The organism is Autumnicola psychrophila, assembly GCF_031846645.1.
Classification (GTDB): Bacteria; Bacteroidota; Bacteroidia; order Flavobacteriales; family Flavobacteriaceae; genus Autumnicola; species Autumnicola psychrophila.
On the sequence record NZ_JAVRHN010000004.1, the window covers coordinates 90,111 to 113,023 of the forward strand.

18 protein-coding genes are annotated in these 22,913 nt (G+C 39.8%); 8 read left to right on the forward strand and 10 right to left on the reverse strand.

What is annotated here, in order from left to right; all coding sequences use genetic code 11:
• The first annotated feature begins 53 nt into the window (after positions 1 to 53).
• Positions 54 to 740 (forward strand): ABC transporter ATP-binding protein, encoded by a 687-nt coding sequence (locus tag RM541_RS06260; RefSeq protein WP_311499365.1) that lies wholly within the window; start codon positions 54 to 56, stop codon positions 738 to 740.
• Positions 737 to 3,295 (forward strand): ABC transporter permease, encoded by a 2,559-nt coding sequence (locus RM541_RS06265; RefSeq protein ID WP_311499366.1) that lies wholly within the window; start codon positions 737 to 739, stop codon positions 3,293 to 3,295. Before RM541_RS06260 ends, RM541_RS06265 begins: the two co-directional genes overlap by 4 nt.
• Before the next feature lie 281 nt (positions 3,296 to 3,576).
• Here the strand turns inward: RM541_RS06265 and wrbA are convergent, their stop codons facing one another.
• On the reverse strand, positions 3,577 to 4,188 hold the full coding sequence (wrbA, locus tag RM541_RS06270) for an NAD(P)H:quinone oxidoreductase (protein WP_311499367.1): 612 nt from the start codon (positions 4,186 to 4,188) through the stop codon (positions 3,577 to 3,579).
• 327 nt (positions 4,189 to 4,515) lie between these two features.
• Here wrbA and RM541_RS06275 point away from each other — a divergent pair, with 327 nt between their 5' ends.
• Both RM541_RS06275 and RM541_RS06280 read left to right on the forward strand, forming a co-directional pair.
• A complete protein-coding gene (locus RM541_RS06275) occupies positions 4,516 to 5,082 on the forward strand; it encodes a hypothetical protein (RefSeq protein ID WP_311499368.1) in 567 nt (188 codons plus the stop codon).
• Positions 5,070 to 5,498, forward strand: coding sequence for a hypothetical protein (locus RM541_RS06280; protein WP_311499369.1), 429 nt, complete (start codon positions 5,070 to 5,072; stop codon positions 5,496 to 5,498). The genes RM541_RS06275 and RM541_RS06280 overlap by 13 nt, the downstream gene beginning before the upstream one ends.
• On the opposite strand, the gene RM541_RS06285 is transcribed toward RM541_RS06280, so the two are convergent.
• The 4 genes from RM541_RS06285 to RM541_RS06300 all read right to left on the reverse strand — a co-directional run bounded on the left by RM541_RS06285 (position 5,495) and on the right by RM541_RS06300 (position 10,204).
• Positions 5,495 to 6,580 carry an acyl-CoA dehydrogenase family protein gene (locus tag RM541_RS06285; RefSeq protein WP_311499370.1) on the reverse strand — a complete coding sequence of 362 codons (1,086 nt, stop codon included), beginning with the start codon at positions 6,578 to 6,580 and terminating at the stop codon, positions 5,495 to 5,497. The two genes, RM541_RS06280 and RM541_RS06285, sit on opposite strands and share 4 nt — an antisense overlap.
• A 173-nt stretch (positions 6,581 to 6,753) precedes the next feature.
• The gene (gene menD / locus RM541_RS06290) at positions 6,754 to 8,487 is read right to left on the reverse strand and encodes a 2-succinyl-5-enolpyruvyl-6-hydroxy-3-cyclohexene-1-carboxylic-acid synthase (RefSeq protein ID WP_311499371.1); all 1,734 of its coding nucleotides are present in this window, start codon (positions 8,485 to 8,487) and stop codon (positions 6,754 to 6,756) included.
• 133 nt (positions 8,488 to 8,620) lie between these two features.
• Positions 8,621 to 9,784, reverse strand: coding sequence for a chorismate-binding protein (locus RM541_RS06295; RefSeq protein WP_311499372.1), 1,164 nt, complete (start codon positions 9,782 to 9,784; stop codon positions 8,621 to 8,623).
• Positions 9,785 to 10,204 (reverse strand): PaaI family thioesterase, encoded by a 420-nt coding sequence (locus RM541_RS06300; RefSeq protein ID WP_311499373.1) that lies wholly within the window; start codon positions 10,202 to 10,204, stop codon positions 9,785 to 9,787.
• 48 nt (positions 10,205 to 10,252) lie between these two features.
• Between RM541_RS06300 and RM541_RS06305 the strand changes: the two genes are divergently transcribed.
• From RM541_RS06305 to RM541_RS06315, 3 genes are all read left to right on the forward strand, one after another.
• Complete coding sequence (locus RM541_RS06305; RefSeq protein ID WP_311499374.1) at positions 10,253 to 10,888, forward strand: alpha/beta hydrolase; 636 nt, start codon at positions 10,253 to 10,255, stop codon at positions 10,886 to 10,888.
• A 58-nt stretch (positions 10,889 to 10,946) separates the two neighbouring features.
• Positions 10,947 to 12,227, forward strand: a complete 1,281-nt coding sequence (locus RM541_RS06310; protein WP_311499375.1) for an Nramp family divalent metal transporter — start codon at positions 10,947 to 10,949, stop codon at positions 12,225 to 12,227.
• A 265-nt stretch (positions 12,228 to 12,492) separates the two neighbouring features.
• On the forward strand, positions 12,493 to 13,695 hold the full coding sequence (locus tag RM541_RS06315; protein ID WP_311499376.1) for a porin: 1,203 nt from the start codon (positions 12,493 to 12,495) through the stop codon (positions 13,693 to 13,695).
• A gap of 103 nt (positions 13,696 to 13,798) precedes the next feature.
• Here RM541_RS06315 and RM541_RS06320 read toward each other — a convergent pair whose 3' ends face one another.
• From RM541_RS06320 to dnaK, 5 genes are all read right to left on the reverse strand, one after another.
• The gene (locus RM541_RS06320; protein WP_311499377.1) at positions 13,799 to 15,664 is read right to left on the reverse strand and encodes a cytochrome-c peroxidase; all 1,866 of its coding nucleotides are present in this window, start codon (positions 15,662 to 15,664) and stop codon (positions 13,799 to 13,801) included.
• A gap of 85 nt (positions 15,665 to 15,749) precedes the next feature.
• Complete coding sequence (locus RM541_RS06325; RefSeq protein ID WP_311499378.1) at positions 15,750 to 17,312, reverse strand: PhoX family protein; 1,563 nt, start codon at positions 17,310 to 17,312, stop codon at positions 15,750 to 15,752.
• Positions 17,313 to 17,547: 235 nt separating this feature from the next.
• The gene (locus RM541_RS06330; RefSeq protein WP_311499379.1) at positions 17,548 to 17,940 is read right to left on the reverse strand and encodes a hypothetical protein; all 393 of its coding nucleotides are present in this window, start codon (positions 17,938 to 17,940) and stop codon (positions 17,548 to 17,550) included.
• Positions 17,941 to 18,056: 116 nt separating this feature from the next.
• Positions 18,057 to 18,656: a hypothetical protein gene (locus RM541_RS06335; RefSeq protein ID WP_311499380.1), complete on the reverse strand. Its 600-nt coding sequence runs from the start codon at positions 18,654 to 18,656 to the stop codon at positions 18,057 to 18,059.
• Between the two features lie 132 nt (positions 18,657 to 18,788).
• Positions 18,789 to 20,723 carry a molecular chaperone DnaK gene (gene dnaK, locus RM541_RS06340; protein WP_311499381.1) on the reverse strand — a complete coding sequence of 645 codons (1,935 nt, stop codon included), beginning with the start codon at positions 20,721 to 20,723 and terminating at the stop codon, positions 18,789 to 18,791.
• 706 nt (positions 20,724 to 21,429) lie between these two features.
• Here dnaK and RM541_RS06345 point away from each other — a divergent pair.
• Positions 21,430 to 22,863 (forward strand): L-serine ammonia-lyase, encoded by a 1,434-nt coding sequence (locus RM541_RS06345; protein WP_311499382.1) that lies wholly within the window; start codon positions 21,430 to 21,432, stop codon positions 22,861 to 22,863.
• Positions 22,864 to 22,913 lie beyond the last annotated feature (50 nt).

The following is a 22,913-nucleotide window of genomic DNA, read 5'->3' on the forward strand; positions in this document are numbered from 1 at the left end:
TTATTTCGAAATCATTTCCTTATTTTGTCTTTCTTCAAAAAAGAAAAATAAAGATGGCAAATATATTACAAGTTCACAACTTAGTTAAGAGCTATTCCAGCGGTTCTAAGAACCTCACGGTGCTGCACGAAATCAGTTTTAATATTAAAGAACGGGAAACTTTTGCCATTGTTGGTCCTTCCGGAAGCGGAAAAACTACTTTACTTGGCCTTTGTGCCGGGCTGGACAGAGCAGATTCTGGGAATATCACGCTTTGCGGTACCGAGCTCGATTCTCTTAATGAAGATGAGCGGGCGCTACTACGCAACAGGAATATTGGTTTTGTTTTTCAGGATTTTCAATTGCTCCCCACCCTTACGGCGCTCGAGAATGTTGCCGTACCATTAGAATTGCAGGGTGCAAAAAATGCTTCTGGAAAGGGAAAGGAGCTTCTGGAAAAGGTAGGTCTTGGAGATCGCGTTAGTCACTATCCCTCACAACTTTCTGGCGGGGAGCAACAACGGGTAGCGGTGGCAAGGGCTTTTTCAAATGAACCGAAAATTCTTTTTGCCGATGAGCCTACGGGAAACCTGGATGCAGAAACCGGAGAAAAGGTAGAACAATTGCTTTTTGAACTGAACCGTGAAGCAGGTACAACGCTTGTTATCGTTACCCACGACATGGAACTGGCGCAAAAAACAGAACGTATTCTAAAGCTGAAAGGCGGAAGAATTGTTGAAAACCAGAATTCTGCAGTATGAGTAGTCAGGAAAACAGCTATTCTAAAAAAGCAGATTTTAAATGGATCACGAAAATGGCATGGCGTGACGGCAAAGCCAGCGGAAAGAAGTTAAGTCTTTTTATGGCTTCTATTGTGCTGGGAATCGCTGCTGTGGTTTCCATACAATCCTTTGGAGAAACGTTGAAAGAAAATATCGCCCTTCAGTCTAAATCGTTAATGGGTGCAGATTTTATTATCGATAGTGATAATCCTTTGAACGAACGGGTGACCGGTATTATTGATTCTCTGGGTGGTGCAGATGGCCGGGAAATAAGTTTTGCTTCTATGGCTGCATTTCCCGGAAACCAGGGCACTAAACTGGTACAGGTAAGAGGAATTGAGGGTGGTTTTCCTTTCTACGGAATGGTGGAAACAGAACCTTCATCTGCAGCAAATGCATATCAGCAAGATAATGCTGCCTTGGTAGATGAAACTTTAATGCTTCAGTTGGGGATTCAGATTGGGGATAGTATAAAAGTCGGAGACGTTACGCTGCCTATTGTGGGTGCACTGCAATCTGTACCCGGAAGTACCTCCCTTTTTAGTTCTGTAGCACCTCCTGTACTTATTCCGTATAAGTATATAAGTGAAACCGGACTGGTACAAACGGGTAGCCGTATAGATTACAAATATTATTTCGTGGCCCCACAAGCCGACATGGAAAGACTGGATGATGAGCTGGATCCTATTCTTGATGATAATGATGCAGATCTCGACACCCATACCTCCACCAGTGAACGATTAGGGCGCCGCTATGAAAACTTCGGAAAATTTCTTAACCTCGTGGCATTTATTGCACTTTTACTGGGTTGTGTGGGTATTGCCAGCGCCATTAATATTTATATAAAAGGAAAATTACGCGCTGTTGCGGTACTAAAATGTCTTGGCGCCTCCCGTAGACAAACTTTCTTAATATACCTTGTACAAATAGCTGCAATGGGACTTTTAGGCGGAATTATTGGTACTGCAGCAGGACTGCTTCTTCAGCAGCTTTTTCCGCTATTCTTACAGGATCTTTTACCTGTAGACGTAGAAATGGCATTTTCGCCCCAGGTTATATTTATGGGAATTCTACTCGGAATATTTATGTCTGTTCTGTTCGCACTGTATCCCTTGATGAGTACTTTGTACGTATCGCCTTTACAAGCATTGAGGGTGCAGGCTGAAGGTGCATCAAAATCGGGAAAAGCAGGTATTCTTGTAGCTCTCGGGATTTTCCTTTTTGTTTTCCTGTTTTCATACTGGCTCTTGGAGGACTGGCGCTATTCCCTTGCTTTTGTAGCAGGTATAATTGTTACTTTTTCGATAATTGGAGGAATTGCGCATCTGTTTATGCAGGGAATCAGGAAATTTTTTCCTGCTTCCTGGGGATTTGTGTCAAGACAGAGCCTGCTTAACCTGTTTAGACCGCAAAATCAGACGCTAACGCTCATTTTAGCCATTGGTGTAGGCACTTTTCTTATCAGTACGCTCTATTTCAGTAAAGATCTCCTACTGGCACAGGCAACAATAGAATCGCAATCTGAAAGTCCTAATATAATTCTTCTTGATGTCCAGAGTGAACAAAGAGAGGCCGTAAAAAAGGCAATTATCAGCAATGAGCTTCCGGTTTTGAGCGATATTCCCATTGTGACGATGCGGGTGCAAAGCATAAAGGGAAAATCTGTAAATGAAATTAGGGAGGATACCACTTCCAGAGTAAATGGCTGGGTGCTGCATCACGAATTCCGGGTGACGTACCGTGATTCTCTTATTGCTTCAGAAATACTGGAACAGGGAGAATGGACCTCCGCAGTAACTTCTGAGCAAAAACCGGTACCAATTTCTATAAGTGATAATTTTGCTGAAGATGCCAGAGTTAGTGTTGGCGATGAACTCACTTTTAATGTTCAGGGTGTGCTCTTACCTGTGGTTGTTGGAAGCGTTCGGACCGTAGATTGGGCACGGATGCAGTTGAATTTTTCCATCGTTTTTCCTGAAGGTGTGCTGGAAGATGCTCCCCAGTTTCGGGTATTATCGACAAAAGCTTCCAGCCAGGAATCTTCGGCAGTACTTCAGCAGGAACTTGTGCAAAATTTTCCGAACGTTACTGTAATTGACGTAAGGCAGGTGCTTAGTGTTATTGAAAATATCCTCGACAAAATATCCTGGCTTATCAATTTTATGGCATTCTTTAGTATTCTTACCGGAATTATTGTTCTGCTGGGTGCAGTAAGAACAAGCAAGTACCAGCGAATACGGGAAAGTGTGCTGCTAAGGACTATTGGTGCTAAAAATACTCAAATCCTGAAGATTACTGCACTCGAGTATTTATACCTGGGCATTTTGGGAAGTTTATCGGGAATACTTTTATCCCTGCTGAGCAGTCAATTACTGGCTTATTTTCTTTTTGAATCACCTTTTTCACCTTCGTGGATCCCATTTTTAATCCTGTTCCCGGGAATCACTTTACTGGTGTTGATCATCGGATTGAGCAATAGTTTAGGTGTAATAAAAAGTCCGCCTTTGGAGGTGCTTCGGAAAGAAGTACGATAATTGGCAATTTTCGTCCCTGACCTTTTTCAGAAGGCGCTTTGTCCTGCGGAATGAGGTTCGAATTAAATGAAGTTGAAAAAATTCAAGCTGCTATAAGCTGAAGAAACCATTGGTGACAATCTGGGTTTGTGCAGGTATTTTTTAGTTTTCTTCCATCCTTTCAATTTAACTGTTTCAGCGGTAATTTCCGAAGATAAGAGAAGAACTGTTGGCCGAATAAAAAAATGCTGTAAAAACAGAAATTCCTGTTTTTACAGCATTTTTGATGTTTACAAAGACTTCTACTTGTTCAGTCCGTTCTTAATATATCCTGCTAATTCGAGCGTCCTTTTTGTTTGGTGTTTAATGGCTTTATGGATTTCCTGGTTCAGATTATCCTTGCCGGCATCTGCACTCACACCATATGGGTTACCTCCTGCCGCAAACATCACTTCATCTGTATAAGCCGGCGGTACTGCGATAGCGCCCCAGTGGAACATCGTTTTGTACAATGCTAAAAGTGTACTTTCCTGCCCACCATGCGGATTCTGAGCACTCGTCATTCCGCTCACTACCTTATTTACCAGTTTTCCCTGAAACCATAGCCCACCTGTCATGTCGAAGTAAGATTGCACCTGTGACGGCAGACTTCCATAACGGGTTGGCGCACTAAAAATAATGGCATCTGCCCATTCCAGATCGTCTACAGCAGCAGTCTGCACATCCTGGGTCGCTTCTACATGCTTTTTCCAATCCTCATTCTCATTTATTGCTTCCTGCGGTGCAGTTTCTTTTATTTTAAGAAACTTTACCTCTGCACCGGCTTCTTTCCCGGCTTCAGCCGCCCACTTGGCCATTTGATGATTTGTTCCTGTAGAGCTGTAATAGATCACAGCAAGTTTAACGTCGTTCATAACTGATATTTTTTGAATTTAGAATCTCCTTAAAATAAGATTATAAACAGCAAATATGTTTAATAAAAATATAAAATATTCCATATCAGCTTTTTATATACACATATAAAATTGTTACAGGTTCAATTAGTTCTGATTTTTTATTATGTATCGTATCTCATTCTCCGCATTTTGGTTATACCGGGTCTGAAAAATTTGTGTGGAAATTTATAAGTTTTTGAAGTATTAATTGCATTGCAGATAATATAGAATACTTTGAGCTTAGAAGCAGGAGAAGATTATTTCTTCCGTTTCTTATTTACTATTTTTGCGGAAAATTTATTAACTATGATTAAAATTGCCCGGAGAATAGCTTTTTTTCTGTTTATACTGCTGCACTTCTCTTTTTTACTGGTGATTTTTTATGAAAGCACAAATACTTTTCTATTAATAGGCCTGCTTTTAATAATTTCTTTTTCGATTAGTATTGCCTACTTTAAAGCCCCGCGGGAAGAAGAAGAACATTTTTTTGAAGATCTTTATAACATCGTATTTGTTGTTATAGGTTGTATAATTACATTTTTCCTGAATCAGAAGATTCAATTAGGACCGGTTCTTGCCGCTGGTCTAACAGGAACTGTCGCTTCTTTTATTCCCAATTTCTTTCGTCGGAAAAAGAACTTTATAAAAGAAATTCCTGCTGCAATTTATTGCGGCGCATTTTTGGGAATGACAGGTCCGGCAGTAACCGAAAACTGGAAATTCATTCTTCTTGCCGCATTTATAACCGGAGTTTTTTATATTTCTTCTAAAAACATCTTCCAGGGATATGGTGGTAAATTAGGCTCAGTTGCTTTTGGCGGAGTGGCAATAACATCAACATTTTTATTTCTTATCTCTGAATGGAATCTTTAACCTTAATTATTACAGGAGCAGCCGGGGCAACAGCCACATATGTTGCAAATCATCATTTAAGAATGGGTGCAGTAAGAGCCTCTGCAGTACTTTCCTTTTCTGTAGGTTTGATAATGTATTTATTTCCAGACTTGCTTCCTGCCTATTACACCAGGAATATTCCCCTGGTTTTTATGGGAGCAAGTTTTATAGGAATGGTTTCCCAAAAGGTAATGGGAAGTTTTGTTTTAGTGATTATTTCGGGAGTAATTTTCTCTTTAATCTATTTGAATTCCGGCAAGTTTTTCGCGGGTTTTGGAGGGGCATTAGGAACAACTGCGTGTATTTCTGTTTTAGTTGCGGTAGGTCTCGCTTCTATCCAAAGAAGCAGGCCTGTGCAAAAAGTCAAACAGTTCAGAAAAAGAAAACAAAATTAATATTCGTGAAAAGCCATATGCTGATATGCCGTCTGAAGGTTTTGCCATTTTATCTGAAGTGGCTGATCCTTTTCCAGAACCTTCATTCCTAACTTCGGGATTATTTCAGCGACAGAACGATAACAAAATCCCGAAAGTTCCAGGCCAATGCTACTAACTTCCTTTTCCAGAACATCCTTGCCGTTATTATGATTTTCCCAGCTCTGTTCCAGTTTTTGATAAAATTCTTCTAGTAGTGCTGAACTTTTTTCTGAAAAATTCAAACATTCCCTTTCTATAAAACTATAACGCTCCGGCTGAAATTCCTGCCAAAGCTCCTTTTTCTCCTGAAGCAATTTTAAAACCGAATTCCATATAGAACTACTAATACCGTAAACCACCGGCACAAAACAGGCTCTGGCAAATAGCATAAAAGGATAAGTCGCCAGCGGATAAGATGATTCTCGTGGTTTTTCTAAGAAATTAAAAAAATATGAAGAAGGAATTTCCGCCTCTTCCAGAATAATAGAATGGCTGCAGGTAAGCGGCAGACCTACTGCATTCCAGTCGGGGTCTATATTTGCCAATTTTCGGGGTATAACAAATGCCGAAATCTCGCCCTCCTTTCTTGTCACAGCGGTGTACATAGAAGCCTGTTCGCTGCCGCTGCAATAGCTCCACTTTCCGCTAACTTTATATTTCCCGTTGTTCAACTTGATAGCTTCCCCAAAAGGTTTTCCGCTTCCTGCAACAAGTGCTTCTTTCAGATTAAAATATTTTTCGGCAGTTTCAGAGTGCATATAATCTGCAAAGTAGGCTCCTCCTACTCCAATTGCCAGCAGCCATCCCCAGTTACCATCCAAAGCAGCAGCATTTTCTATCCATTTACTTCCTTGAGGTAATGGAATGGCGAGTCCGTTATAGGTTTTGCTTACAAACATTTTAAAAAGTCCAGCGTGGTAATGTGCAGCTAAAGCTTCTGAAGATAATTTACCCTGTGGCTTTTCATTTTCATTTCTGAAGAAAGCGGAAAAAGACTGTCGATTCTCTTTTATCCATTCTTTATCTGAAGCTTTTATTGCTTCAATTGTCTGCTCCCACATTCTTCTTAGCTTTTAGTTTTGAAATACAAATTTACTTCAATAAAAAGATATAGCAGAATTGTGGATTTTTGATTCTTAATGCGAATTTATGAAAAAAAAACAGGCTGAAAATTTCATTTTCAACCTGCCGTCTCATTATTTGTCATATCAATCGTAGCCGGGATGCCGCTTAATTAACCTCTCATAAAACTAAAATACTCCAGCAACACTTCATCATTTACTTTACGCGGAGTAAATATTTCAAGCAATTTCGGCTGTTCCGAAGCTTCAAAGAAATGCTTTATTGCTTCTTTGGTTTCTTCAGAAGAAAATGCTGCTTCATATTCAAATCTATACATCTCGCACAGTGATTTCGCTTTCAGATTATGCGTGGTTTCGAAGTAAGTTTCAAAATTTTCAGTATTCTTATTGCCCGGTAAAATCCGGAAGATTCCGCCGCCGCTATTGTTCAAAACGATAATTCTAAAATTTGAAGGAATATAATTATTCCAAAGGGCATTGCTGTCGTAGAAAAAACTCAAATCCCCAGCGATCATCAGCGTTGGTTCCTTACTCAAACTCGCCGCACCCACGGCAGTAGAAATGCTGCCGTCTATACCGCTGGTGCCACGGTTACAGAAAATTCGCAGACTCTCTTTCCACTTAAATAACTGCGCATACCTTATTGTAGAACTGTTTCCAAGGTGCAGAATATAATTTTCGGGAACCGCAGGAACAATAAACTGCATCGCTTTTAAATCTGAATATGGAATCTCATCCATATATTCCTCATGCCTCGCCTGTCGCTTCTTTTTGATACTTTTCCAGTATTCAGCATAATCGCTGTCGATTTTCTCCGTAAGCGGAAGAAAATGACTAAAAAACAAATTTACCGGAACTTCAAAATGTTTATTTAAACAGAAGAATGTGTTGTAGGCTTTTTTAGGGTCTACGTGCCAGTGCTGCTTTGGGTTGTGGTTCCGCAGAAACGCTTTTATCTTTTTGGAAACAATCATACCGCCAAAAGTGAGCAGGATATCCGGCTGCAGTCTTTTAAACAAATCTTCCCGGTTATCATCTTTCTCGAGAGGACCAATAATCGTGTCTATCCTGGTAAAAAATTCGGGATGATTTAAGTTTGAAGTAGTTTCAGTAAAAACAATAACTGATGGATCTTTTGCCAGGTGCTCCAGGAATTGCTGCTCCACTGCATTTGGTTGCGCAACGCCCACTATAATCATTTTCCGCTTAGCTTTACTCCATAATTCTGCGTAAGCCTTTAGCTGACTTTCAGTGTACGTCCTTTCTTTAATTTCCGGCAAAATCTGCAAAGGATTCACCTCCACATTTTCCACAAGGTCATATAGAGGCTCATAAAACGGAACATTTATATGAACCGGCCCCGCTCCTTCTATGGCTCTATTTAACGCAAGATTAATTTCCCGCTCATTGTGTTTCTGCGATTCAAATTGTTTTTGCTGAAGCTTTTTATCAGTAGCTTCAGATTCCAGAACAATCTCTGAATACAAATTAGCAGAATACAAAATATGGTTTTCGAAGACATTTTTCTGCCGGATAGTTTGTCCGTCGCCAATATCAATCCGTTCAATCGGGCGATCTGCGGAAATTACCACAAGCGGAATATCGCTGTAAAAAGCCTCGGCAATTGCCGGATAATAATTAAGCAAAGCAGATCCTGAAGTACAAACCAAAGCCACAGGTTTTTGCAGTTGCTGTGCCATTCCCAATGCGTAAAACGCAGCGCAGCGCTCATCTACGATACTGTAGGCTTTAATTTGGGGATGATGGGTAAAACCAATGGTTAAAGGTGCATTTCGAGAACCCGGGGAAATTACAACGTGCTTTATATTTTTTGCCACACAAAGTGCAACTATGGAACGTGCTACAGGAATTTTTGAATATTTCACAGATTATCTTTAAAACTAATAATTACAGTCTTCAAAGACCTCACAGGTTTTAAAAACCTTTAAGGTCTTTGAAGACTGTAAACTTATTATCAAAATTACAAATTCTAAGAAGGGAACTATATGATTTTAAATCTTATTTCACCAATACCGCCTTCATCGTATGGGATTTGTTTACCGTTTCTTCCCATTCCAGCGACGGATTGGAACCTTCAGTAATTCCACCTCCTACGAATAGATTTGCAATTCCAGCATCTAATTTTATACATCTCAGGTTTACATATAACGATGTTTGCCTGGAAATGCTCGCGTAAGCCTGGTTTTCCTGATTTCTTCGGTTTGAATTTCGTTTTTTCTCGGTTTTTAGGTTTAGTTCTCCTAAAAATCCGGTGTAAAACTCACGATCGTAATCTTCATTTTCCAGAATAAATTTCTTAGCTGAAGCTTTGGGAATGCCACAAACCGCCGGAGTGGGATGCAATGCCGAAATTAGCTTTTTCAGGTCTGCTGTGTCAGGATTTAAAGTTCCTTCGATATCGGTACGTAGATGCAACAAATTTCCCGCTTTAGAAGTATATGGTTTTGACGCAGTAATTTCCACGGAATCAGAAGTGAATTTCTGCAGGTTTTCCAGAATTGCATCGGTCACGATTTGCTGCTCATCTTTCTCTTTTTCACCCCATTCCACATGGGTTGTCTGCTGAAAAGACTGGGTGCCGGCAAGAGCCATGGTCCTAAATTTATTCCGTTCTACCTGCAATAAAGTTTCCGGAGTAGCACCAAGCCACGCCCCGGTTTCCGGATGAAACCACAGATAAACAAATGCGGAGTTGTATTTCTTCAGCATGTTTTTAAAAATCCCAATCACCTCTAACTGGTGCTGCACGCTTTCGGTTCTGGAAAGCACTACTTTTTTCAGCTTTCCCGCGTTTATCTCATCAATACCTTTTTGTACCAGATTTTCATGTTCCACCCGCGCCTGCTTCCTGAGTTGGTTTGGCGGAAAAGGAGGGTCCAGTTTTTTGACATTTTTATGATGTTCTTCAAAGAAATATTCAGTTTCAATTTCTTCTGAAAATTTAGAGGGCACGATAAAAGCATCATTTTCATCATTAAAAGGAGAAAAAACAAAGCCACTTTCAGAATAATCTACCACTTTGTGTGTTATGGAATCCGTTTGCAATAATGCCTTGGTAGACTGATGAAAATTGGCATTTTTCGGCTTGCGGTATGCCACAAAAGGAAATCCTTTTTCTATATGTTTATCTAATTTTATAAAAAATTCTTCGGAATCGATCATCTACTTATTTTTTGGTAATGCTATGGTCGTCAGTTTTACCAGGGAAATCAGGTTTTCATCTTCATCTGTAATCTTGATTTCCCAAAGCTGAGTGGTACGGCCTTTATGGATATAAGTGGCTTTTGCAAAAACGTAACCTTCAGAAATACTTTTTATATGATTGGCAGAAATTTCTATTCCGCGGACAAAAAATTCTTCAGTATTCAGAAAAACATAACTTGCCAAACTACCCACGCTTTCTGCAAGTGCAACACTCGCCCCGCCATGAAGAACTCCATCTGGCTGGTGAACCTTAGAAGTCACGGGCATTTTTGCCACCAGGTAATCCTCACCAACTTCAGTAAATTCAATATCAAGGGTTTCCATCAACGTATTTTTACACACTTTTTTGGACAACTCGAGAATTTCCTCTTTGGTCATAGCAATAAGATTGGTTTCTTTGTAAAAATACAAAACCGGACCCTAAAAATGAGTACCGAAAAGCAGCTTTCTTACCAGATCACCAATACGTACAGCGTGTTGAATGAGTTTACTCCTAAAACCAAAACAATTTGGGTTGTTTGCCACGGAATTGGCTATCTGAGTCGTTATTTCCTGCGATATTTTAGTGAATTGAATTCGGAAGAAAATTATATTATCGCCCCACAGGCACAATCTAAATATTACCTGAATAATGAGTACCAACACGTTGGCGCCTCGTGGCTTACCCGGGAAAATACTGAAGCCGAAATAGAAAATGTACTAAATTATCTTGATGAAGTATATAAAACTGAAAATTTAGGAGAGGCTCCAAATTTGGCAATTTTCGGCTATTCCCAGGGTGTTTCAGTCGCTGCACGCTGGGTTGCCCGAAGAAAAATCAAGTGTGAACGCTTAATTATGCACTCCGGAAAAGTCCCTTCAGAATTAAAACCTGAAGATTTTAATTTTCTGGAAAACACCAATTTTTCCTTTATCTATGGAACTAAAGATGAGTACCTGAAAAAGGCAATTATCGATATTGAAGAAGAACATCTGCGGAATCTGTTTCCAAAAAACCTGGAAATTCTAACATTTGATGGCGGACATGAAGTGAACCGGATATTAATTTCAAAATTTGCTTAATTTACCTGTTGTTTTTAAAAGCCATTTTAAGGTGCTAATGCATTAAGCAATATATTATATGAAAAAGAAATCTTCTTCAGCTAAAAAATCCAAAACCTCTTTGCTTAAAAGTATTGGCCCCGGATTTTTGCTAGCGGGAGCTGCCATTGGGGTTTCTCATCTTATCCAGGCCACGCGTGCCGGCGCTGATTATGGTTTTATCCTGATCTGGGCATTGATCATCGCCTGTCTCTCTAAATATCCATTTCTGGAATTTGGCCCCAGATATGCCGCGGCCACGGGAGAGCATCTCATCACGGGTTATAAAAAGATGGGGCGTTTTCCATATTGGATCTATATAATCATTACAGTAGGAAGTATGTTTATTATCCAGGCTGCGGTCACGATTGTTACCGCCGGTCTTGCCGAACGACTTTTCAATTTTGGCTGGTCTCCCTTTATCTGGAGTCTTGTAATCCTAGGGTCTTGTATTGCGCTGCTGCTTATTGGAAAATATCCCGGGCTGGATAAGAGTATGAAAATTATTGTTAGCTTCCTGACTATCGCCACATTGGCTGCTGTGGTCATGGCTTTTGGTGCAGGAACGGTGGGAGATGCTGTAAATACTGAAGCTCCTTCTTTATGGACAACCGCAAGCATAAGTTTTATTATAGCATTTATGGGGTGGATGCCCATACCGCTCGATGCTTCTGTCTGGCACAGCATCTGGACTAAGGAAAAAGCTGTGCAGGCAAAACAAAAACTTTCTGTACGCGGTGCCTTTGTAGACTTTAATGTGGGATATCTTTCTGCCGCTCTTATTGGACTACTATTCTTTCTACTTGGAGTGCTGGTGATGTTTGGCAGCGGAACTTCCTTTTCCAGTAACAGTGTAGAATTTTCTACTCAACTGGTAGATCTCTACGGAAGAACTTTAGGTGACTGGAGCAAACCGATTATTTCTGTGGCTGCTTTTGTTACGATGTTAAGTACGGTGCTTACTGTTACCGATGCGTATCCAAGGGTGATTTCAGAATTAAAGAATCCGGAAAAAAACCTGCCTCAGGACAAAAAAGAAAAGTGGAGGATTTACCAGGTATCGATATTTGCCATTCCCGTGCTGTCACTTTGTATCCTGTACTTTCTTTCCGGTTCTTTTACGATATTGGTAGATTTCGCGGCCGGATTGTCTTTTCTCTCTGCTCCTTTTCTGGCCTGGTTTAACTACAAGTTAGTGACTGGAAGTCAAATGCCGAAAAAACACCGTCCGAAAAAGAACTACATAATTTTCAGCCTGATTTGCTTCGGATTTTTAGTGTTCTTCAACCTTATTTATATTTATTATTCCTTCCTGGATTAAAAAACCGAATTTATCCTGGAACAGGTTTACCTGTAAGATAACCTTAATTTAAAATTAACTTCACATTTGTGTTTGAAGAAAAAACAATCTTTGTACCTGCTCTAATCAGAGCAATTTTCATTAATCATGGTTTTTGTCGACTTGATTTATGAAGAAAGCCGTCTTACCGGACGGCTTTTTCTATTATTTGATTTAATCATAATGTCTACGTAACATTTATTTAACATTCTTATAGGTTCTTTGCAGCGACAAAAACCAGGGAATAATGAAATACAAATGGCCACTGCTATTGGCATTTTTGCTAATAGGAATATTTGGCACAAAAGCACAGGAAACAGTTTCTAATAAATTCGGGAAAGGACTTGTTAACTTTACCGCTAAGGATAGCTCTTACAGTTTTAAGTTTGCTACCCGCATCCAGTCGCTCTATACCTCCCAATGGGATTATCCCGAAAACGGAAACCTGGAGAAGGGAAACTCTAACATGCTTATTAGAAGGGCCCGGTTAAAATTCTCTGGATTTGCCTATTCCCCAAAACTGAAATACAAGATTGAGCTGGGACTATCAAACAGCGATATTTCCGGAGCTTCAGAATTTACCAGTAATGCTCCAAGATATATTCTGGATGCGGTACTATTCTGGAACTTCTATGAGAACTTTGAATTATGGCTGGGTCAAACGAAATTGCCCGGAAACAGAGAGCGGGTAATTTCTTCTGCAAACATGCAAACAGTAGATCGTTCCCTGGTAAACAGCCGCTTTAATGTAGACAGAGAGACGGGAGTACAACTGCGACATTTCTTTTACGCGGGGGATAATGTGCTTTTTAGAGAAGCGATTTCGCTGTCCCAGGGAGAAGGACGTAACGTAACCACGGGGAATATTGGCGGACACCACTTTGTAGCAAGAGCAGAAGTTCTTCCTTTTGGCGATTTTAATGATTACACGGGAACCGATCTTGAGCGGGAACCTTCACCAAAACTAGCGGTAGGCGCAAGCTATAGCTTTAATGACAATGCCGTAAGAACAAGTTCTGTTTCCGGAACTTATATGTTAACTAACGATGGTCTGCACCAGACAGATATTACGACTTATTTTGTTGATCTTATGTTCAAATATCGTGGATTTAATGTTCTTGCAGAAGCCGCAAAACGTACGGCAGATGACCCAATAGCTGTACACGACGATGGCAGTGCTACGGGAAATGTGGTTCAGGTTGGTGACGGATTAAATGTACAGGCAGGATATCTTTTTAAAAATAACTATGAAATCGTTGGCCGCTATACAGGTATTGATCTTGAAAACCAGTATATCAATCAAGGCATTCAAAAACAGTACACCTTAGGTCTTTCCAAATATATTGTTGGCCATAAACTAAAGGTACAAACGGATCTTAGTTATAATGATTTTGACAATAGCGAAGATGATGGGTTGATGTACCGTTTGCAGGTAGATATTCATTTTTAATTATTTATTGGCTCTCAAAAGATGTAAAAGAGGACAGTCTGCTCCTAAAAAAAGCGCGATAACCTAAAAACAGACAGGAAATCGCGCATTACTTTTTTAAGTATTAATTATTCACCAGTAAGTTTTCCTTTTTAGTTTCTGAAACATCTGTATCTGTAAGCGTTTTCAAGTAAGCAACTAAAGCGTTCTTTTCTTCTTCACTAAGATTAAGTTCATCAAAAGGCAGCGTTTGGTGCGTCAAATCGAAGCCTAATCCTGCTCCTCCACCTAAGTTATAAAAGTCGACCACTTCTTCCAGCGTTTTGTAAACTCCGTTATGCATATAAGGTGCTGTTACAGCAGAGTTTCTTACTGTGGGCGTCTTAAACATTCCCTTGTGAATTTCTACTCCATACATCCAATAAAACCCAAAATCATCATCTAAGTTGAGATTCTGAGCCGTTTCGGGAACACCAATAACTTCTTTTTCTGTTTCATTAAAAAAAGGAGGCACCGTACCATTGGTAAGTGGTATAAAATGGCAGGTGGCGCAAAGCGCTTTTCCCATAAACAGGTTGAAACCATGCTTTTCTTCTGCAGTAAAGGAATTTTCCTCTCCCCTGATGTTACGATCAAACTTGGAGTCAAAACCATTAAGGCTGGCGATGTATGCAGATAGAGCTTTAATAACATCTGTATTTCTTCCAGAAATTTGTCCGAAAGCTTCGCGTATCATTTCCTTGTAAGCCGGATCTTCCAGAATGTCTTCTGAAAATTGATGTACACCTGTATTGAATTCTTTGTCATTCGTGAAAACTGCAGAGATCTGATCCATCAAATTTTCTGAACGGCCGTCCCAAAAGAAGCTTTGTTGAAAAGCAACATTTATTAATGTGGGAGTATTGCGCTGAAGGACATTTCCCTGGTTATCGAGATTAGCCACCATACCATCTGAGTAAGCCTTGTCCGGAGCGTGGCAGGTAGCACAGGACATTTTTTTATCTTCAGAAAGGTTTTTATCAAAGAAAAGCTTTTCACCCAGAGCAATTTGCTTATCTGAAGAGTTCCTGTTCATGGCGGGCATAAAAAAATCTGGGTTAAAAGAATCTTCTTCAAAAAAACCAGGTGCATCAAAGTTAAAAGGGGAGCTTATTTTCCCATCCCAAAGTCCGCTTTCCTTTCTTATTTCCACCCAATTAGCAGTAATTGGATTCATATAATCCCGAATAAAAGTAAACCTGTCAAAGCTTTCAAAATCTTTGTCTTTCTCAATAAATACAATCGCTTCTGATATCTTTTTCTGAAAATCCAGATCTAACTTTTTATTTCTCTCTTTTATTATTCCTGAAATACTTCGGTTATAGACTTCAAGTAAACTTCGAAGGGAAGTAATTGTCTCATCAAATCCTAACTGACTCACAGGAGTATCAAAACCCGCAATGGATAAACTAATAATCCTTAACAACTGCTGATGTGTAGCGACAAAAAAGCGCTGCGGATTTAGTTCCCTCTTGATGATATTTTCTTTAAGATTAATCATTAATCCTTTGGTAACCTCAACTTCAGCCAAAAATTCCTTCTCGGAAACACCTCCTTCATAGATACTTTCCTCTATCTTTTGCAAGCCAACAGGAGGCATTGTCCTGCTGTTATCTTCCAGAAAAACCGGTAAAGCAGGCCCGTTTACCCTGTGACCAACCGGCGGATTCAGATAAGAAGCGTAAGGCTCTGCTTTTTTAAATTCTGACCGGGCCATGGCAAAAACCTCCTTCGATTTTGTATTATCATGGCCAATCTTTTCCAGTTCCTCCAGGTGAGCAATGGATTTCTCAATACTTTCCAAATAGAATTTCGTGGTGTTTTCCCAATTAACGATCTCCGTCGCTTGTTCTTGATTTATTGCAAGGTCTACATATTCTTCTTTGTTTTTACAGGAAGAAAATATTAGAACTGACAGGAGTAGCAAAAAAGCTTTTTGGTGATTTATCATACAAATAGAGATAAAAATAGATATAGATTTAACAGGAAAAACCTCCGCACAAACGACGGAGGTTATAAATAGCATTAAGTGAGGTTTATCTTGGCAGACCTTGTAATACTACGATTTGAGAAGCCTGATTGTCTTCTCTGACTTCAGAGAAATCGTGCCCGTCAAGACTTTGGAATTCGTCACTTCTCCAGTAATGAGGTTGTACAGCAAGAATAAAAGTTCCTGGCACTCCAACTTTATCAGATACGTCTATAAGTGCCCCAAACTCTCCACTAAGGCCGGTGCTATTGTTTGGTGCAAGATCCTGTCTTACCACTAATTCCAGCACAGTGTGAATATTATTACCATTAAGATCACTCTGATATATTTGTGCAGCATGCCCCCTGCTAAAAGAGTTAGGATCTTCCTGAATATAAACAAAATTCTCAGTCACACAGATATTATCAGGACTCTGCAATGCCGCCAAATTTCCGTCCATGTTGTTAGTGTCGGTATTTCCGCTAACGATCTGCGTTAATTTCCCAGTCAATGGAGATTCGTCGTCCAATTCCAATTTATAGATAGTACCCCAATCATTATAAGTTCCTGCACCCGGGCCACGGCCGGTAACAGCAAAAAATACATTCCTGCTGTTTGCATCAGATCCTTTTTGATAATCTACATCTTCTACTCTCATGAAATGAGTAGCCAAAACATCATTACTTGCAGCTTCCACTTCATCTTTGGTCATATCCTTCGCATTTTCTATCTCTACGAATTCCACTTCATAAGAAACGCTTCTGTCAAAATGTGCTTCAGAATAAATCTCATCCTCATTAACAGCTTGCACCCCACCTTCACCATCAGAAACTTCTTTTGTTCTTAGTACATAAACTTTTCCGTTTTCAAGATCATCATCTCCGTTTTCTGAATAATAAAGAACAACCTGACCTTCAGAATTACTGGAATCATCATCTCCTCCAACAATTACAGTTTTCCCTGCGTAAGCATTCTGCGGAAGCGGCACTGCATTCTCCCAGGAGAATTCGCCAAGAGCATCCAGTCCAAAATCTGCAGTAGGAGTAGGAGTTTCTACCCATGGATCTATGGCTTTTACATCATAATGTAAACTTTCAGAAGCAGATAAAAAGATGTCTTTACTTCCACCATGAATAGCAGATTCCCACATTGTTGCAGAACATTGCCGTGCATAATCTGAAACACCTGAATTCAATAAATAATCACCGGAAACAGGATTAAAATGCTCATCAAGACGAATTCTTGCTACCGCATAACTGTCTTCGCAGTTCACCACATACATATAACCGTCTCCATCTTTAAGAAAACCTGCACCATCTGCAGAACCGGCTAACTGAAAACCGTCTCCTACTACATCTGGTGTACTTAGTAAGGAATAGGCTTTTACAAAATTAAACTGAGGTGATAGTGCAACTAAAGGATCTACGCTGGATTTGTTCTCAAAAATACTGGCTTGTCTAACAAGATCCTCCCCATCTTCTCCGTCTACTCCGTCTCTTCCATCAACACCGTCTACTCCGTCTTTCCCATCTATACCATCTATCCCGTCTTCTACTTCACAGGAATAAAAAAAGGTCATTACAACCGAAAGAATAAAAATTTTAAAAATCAGATTTTGCATGTTTTTCATGGCTTTGAATTTATTGTTATTTGTTTTAACAAAACTAGCCGCAAGCATGCTATTATGGGTTAACTCATTTTAGTGCTTAGATTAACAAAGGTTCACCTTAAAGTCACGAAGGTTAAGCCTGTGTTAGTTGGAAATTATAACTGCTTCAAAATCAGTAACTATAAATTGTTTCTTATTATCTAGGGAGAGAAATCAGGTTAAGGGAAAGTAAAAACCAGGAGTAATAGCTTTTATTTTATACATTACAACTGAAAACTTCTTCAGCTTCCCGTTCCAAACTATTTACAAACTCTCTGCTTTCTTCAAGAGTAAATTCCTTTACCTTCTCACCGTTACAACTATATAAATCAATTTTTTCGAATCCAAAGCACAAAGGATCTACCATCTGAATGTACAAAACTGTTTCCCCTGCATATTGACTTTTCAAAATAGCAACTTTGCAGGCATAATTGCCACAATGCAATTTATCAATCAACTCCTGCATCCATTCCAGTTCCAAAGGATTCTCTACTGTACAAGCATTCTGAAGTTCAGCTTGCACATTGATATCATCCATTGCCTCATCTTCATAATCACAGGAAGTCACAATTCCTAAGACAAATAATAAACATGCCAGTACAATTTTCATAGTAATCCTGATTTAAGTTTATATAAAACTATTTGATTCGTTTTCATCCGATGCCAGATTTTAAGCGGTTCCTCGTGTTACTGCAATAATCAGTTACATAAGTGTCTTTTAATTATTTAATCAACCGTGGCATCAGAGTCGGAATAATTTTCCAGACAAAAACTAAAGTCAACAGTTACCTCTTTTTCCACTGCTATTTCCTCCTCGCACACTCCTACTACGTCTTCCATAATGCATTCAGGATCATCTGACTTTATATATTTGCTCATTTCAGTTATTTTACCAGTAAGTGTACCGCTAATAACACCTTCTTCGTAATCAGCAATTGTAAGTGTGAAATCTTCCTGTCCGGGATTATCCAGTGCGGTAAGTGTATTACTATAACCAAAAGAAGTAGTAGCCGTTTTTTGTTCAGGAAATGGTAAAGCAAAAATTAAATATTCGAAATTATTCTGTAAAACTTCCAGTGAAAGATTATCCTGGATTTCTGAACTGAAATACATAGTGAATTCCAGTTGCGGACTTACATATTGATAATCAATCAGATTTAAAAATTCTTCTCCGCATACATCACTCATTGCACAAAGTGTTTCTGTTTCTGCACAATTTTCAACGGTGCCAACATTCAGGTTAACCGGATCTTCTGTAAAACTGTCGTTTTCCGCTTCAGGACTGCATCCCAATACAATAAAAACTAGGAAAATAAATCTTTTCATATTGACGATTTTTAACTAGATGCTGAAACTCCTAAATGGTTGCGTACAAAAACAAAAAAGCGCAATCAAATTAATGATTGCGCTTTTGCTTTTTAAGATCCTCGCCCTTCGGGAAGGATTATTATGAGGTCCCTACTTCACTTCTTCGAAGTCTACGTCTTCTACATCGTCTCCACCTTTGGCTTCACCGCCTCCGGCTTGTCCTCCCTGAGCTCCGGCTCCCGGTCCACCTTGTGGTCCTCCGGCCTGTCCGCCCTGGGCTTCAGCTTGTGCTTTGTACATTTCTTCAGAAGCTGTTTTCCATGCTTCATTCAATTTATCCAAAGCAGGAGAGATTTGCTCGATTTCTTTAGTTTCGTAAGCTGTTTTAAGCTCTGCTAGTGCATCTTCAACCGGCTTTTTCTTATCTTCAGAAATCTTATCACCAAATTCTTTCAGTTGCTTTTCAGTCTGGAAGATCATAGCATCAGCTTCATTCAGCTTATCTACTTTCTCTTTGGCTTTTTTATCGGTTTCAGCATTCGCTTCAGCCTCTTTCTTCATTTTCTCGATTTCCTCTTCGGTTAATCCTGAAGAAGCCTCGATACGAATGTCCTGAGATTTTCCAGTTGCTTTATCTGTAGCGCTTACTTTAATGATACCGTTGGCATCAATATCGAAAGTCACTTCAATTTGAGGTGTTCCTCTTGGCGCTGGTGGAATTCCGTCTAAGTGGAATCTACCAATTGTTTTGTTATCTGTCGCCATTGGACGCTCACCCTGTAACACATGGATTTCTACAGAAGGCTGATTATCTGCCGCGGTAGAGAATGTCTGTGATTTTTTAGTAGGGATTGTCGTGTTTGATTCAATAAGCTTAGTGTTAACTCCTCCCATAGTTTCAATACCTAGAGAAAGCGGAGTAACATCAAGAAGCAATACATCTTTTACATCTCCTGTTAATACACCACCCTGGATAGCAGCACCAATTGCCACAACCTCATCTGGGTTTACCCCTTTAGAAGGTTTTTTTCCGAAGAAAGCCTCTACTTCTTCCTGAATTTTAGGAATACGTGTAGAACCACCAACTAAAATCACCTCATCGATGTCGCTCTTAGAAAGACCGGCATCTTTTAAAGCTTTTTGTACAGGATCCATAGAACGTTTTACCAAAGTATCTGCAAGTTGTTCGAACTTAGATCTTGTAAGAGTCTCTACAAGGTGCTTAGGTCCGCTTGAAGTTGCAGTTACATAAGGAAGGTTGATTTCTGTCTGGCTTGAGGAAGACAACTCGATTTTTGCCTTTTCAGCAGCTTCTTTTAAACGCTGAAGTGCCATCGGGTCTTTTCTTAAGTCAATATCTTCCGCTTTTTGAAAAGTATCAGCCAACCAATCGATAATTACCTCATCAAAGTCATCACCACCAAGGTGCGTATCACCATTAGTAGAAAGTACTTCAAAAACTCCGTCACCTAATTCAAGGATAGAAATATCAAATGTACCACCACCAAGGTCATAAACTGCAATTTTTTGATCCTGAGATTTTTTATCCAATCCGTAAGCAAGTGCAGCTGCAGTTGGCTCGTTAATTATTCGGCTAACTTTAAGACCAGCGATCTCACCAGCTTCTTTTGTCGCCTGGCGCTGAGAATCATTAAAGTAAGCTGGCACGGTAATTACCGCTTCAGTTACGTCCTGTCCAAGATAATCCTCTGCGGTTTTCTTCATTTTCTGAAGCACCATTGCAGAAAGTTCCTGCGGAGTATATTTTCTTCCGTCTATCTCTACACGCGGAGTGTCATTATCTCCTTTTACTACTTTATATGGAACTCTTCCTGCTTCCTTAGAAGATTCAGAATATTTATTCCCCATAAAACGTTTAATAGACGAAATAGTTTTTTGTGGGTTAGTTACAGCCTGGCGTTTTGCAGGATCACCAACTTTTATTTCGCCACCCTCTACAAATGCAATTACAGAAGGTGTAGTTCTTTTTCCTTCGGCATTAGGTATAACCGTTGGTTCGTTACCTTCCATTACGGCAACGCAAGAGTTGGTCGTACCTAAGTCAATTCCAATTATTTTACTCATAACTTTATACGTTGATTTTTATTATTGTTTCAATTTCTCGGGGTGTTAAAGTCAATCTTTATGCCAGCGGAAAAGTTATGACAGGATGTCAGAATAGTGTTTTTATAATGGCATTCCCTCCATTTCATTACGGGCCGGGCTATCCGCTGTATCCGCGAAGAAAATTTCGCGGGATGCCGCTCCTATCCCTAATGCGTTTTGGTAGTGAGTAAAATTTCGGTGATTCGTTTTAGACTCACAACCTGAAACAAAAAAATTGTTCAGTTATCTACAACAAAATCTTTTTTCTTTTTAAAACATCTTGATTCCTTTCTCCTGTTTCCTGAGTCAAACACTTTTTACATTCGATCTTAAAATTATTCACTCTTCACTTTTCACTATATCATTTTCAAATCAGCACATTTTCGAATTATTTTCACCTCCCAAAGCCAAGCTCCAAAAATGCCAATTTTCGACCCCTGAGAAAAATCTTCCGCAGATTTAGAGAGACGTGCATTTTTCTTTCGACTTCTAACCTCATACTTCGAAAAAACTTACCACTTTCCACGCTCCAACTATCCTCTTTTTAATTTTAAGTTTTTAACCTCTTACTCTTTTACTCAAATTTCACATTCTTCAGTAAAACCTCCTTTCTTATCCAATATTCTAATAAAACAACCCCATATACTACTCCAAATTCCTATTTTTGCAAAAATATTCTGTTAGAATGCGTGAAAGAGAAATTGTTAGCGTTTTTGATATGCTAAAGGTTGGCGTTGGTCCTTCCAGTTCCCATACATTAGGGCCATGGCGGGCTGCGCAGAGATGGATTTCTGAACTTAAACAGCAAGGAGTTTTCGACAATGTAGAAACCATCCATATCGACTTGTACGGCTCATTATCCCTCACCGGAAAAGGACACGCAACAGATATTGCGACCGTTCTGGGATTGTGTGGTCACGATCCTGTAACTATGGACATTAGTATCATAAATACTGAAATTGAAAAAATAAAGGAACAGCAACGTCTTTGGTTAAATGGAGAAAAGGAAATTAATTTCAGCTGGGAAACAGATGTAAAATTTAATCGTAAATTCCTTGAGTTTCATCCTAACGGAATGACTTTTCGTACACAGCTCGATAATGGTAAAAAAATAGCCTCCTCCTTCTACTCTATCGGCGGCGGATTTGTAGTGAAAAAGGAACGGAAGAATGCTAAAAAACAAATGCAGAATTTCAAAAGCTTTCCTTTTCCCATAGAAAAAGCCACCGAACTCCTTGAATATTGCAAAGCGGAAAACAAAAAAATCTCGGAAATTGTCCTGGAAAATGAAAAATCCCTTCGTAATGAAGAAGAGATCGATTCCGGCTTGAGAAAAATCTGGGACGTAATGCTGGAATCCATGTATATTGGGTGCCATACCGAGGGTACCCTTCCCGGAGGACTCAACGTTAAACGCCGTGCCTTCGAAATGCACCAGCGCCTTATTCGCGAAGGAGATTACCATTCTCCCGAAGAATGGATCTCCGTCATTCGAAATAACGAAGTTAAATTTCGTGAAATTTTAAAATGGGTGAGCTGCTTTGCGCTGAGCGTAAATGAAGTCAACGCATCCCTGGGACGGGTAGTGACCGCACCAACCAACGGTAGTGCCGGTACGGTACCTGCTGTAATGATGTATTATATAGTCATAGAAAATCACCAAGCTACTTTTGAAAATTTAAAACGTTTTATGCTCGTAGCCGGGGAAATTGGTAGCTTATTTAAAAAAGGTGCAACAATTTCTGCGGCAATGGGTGGTTGTCAGGCAGAAATTGGCGTTTCTTCAGCCATGGCAGCCGGAGGGCTAACCGAATTGCTCGGCGGCAGCCCCGAGCAGGTTCTTATGGCCAGCGAAATTGCCATGGAACATCACCTCGGCCTCACCTGTGATCCTATTGGTGGCCTTGTACAGGTACCCTGCATAGAAAGGAACGCAATGGGTGCCATAAAAGCGATCAACGCCGCCGAAATGGCTTTGGAAAGCGATGCCAGCAAGGCAAAAGTACCCTTAGACAAGGTCATAGAAACGATGTGGGAAACCGCAAAAGACATGAATTCCAAGTACAAAGAAACTTCAGAAGGAGGACTGGCAGTAAAAGTAAATTTGAGCGACTGTTAAACCTTCTGCACTTCGGCAAGAAAGTTTTTGTTTTCGCAGTATTTAACTAA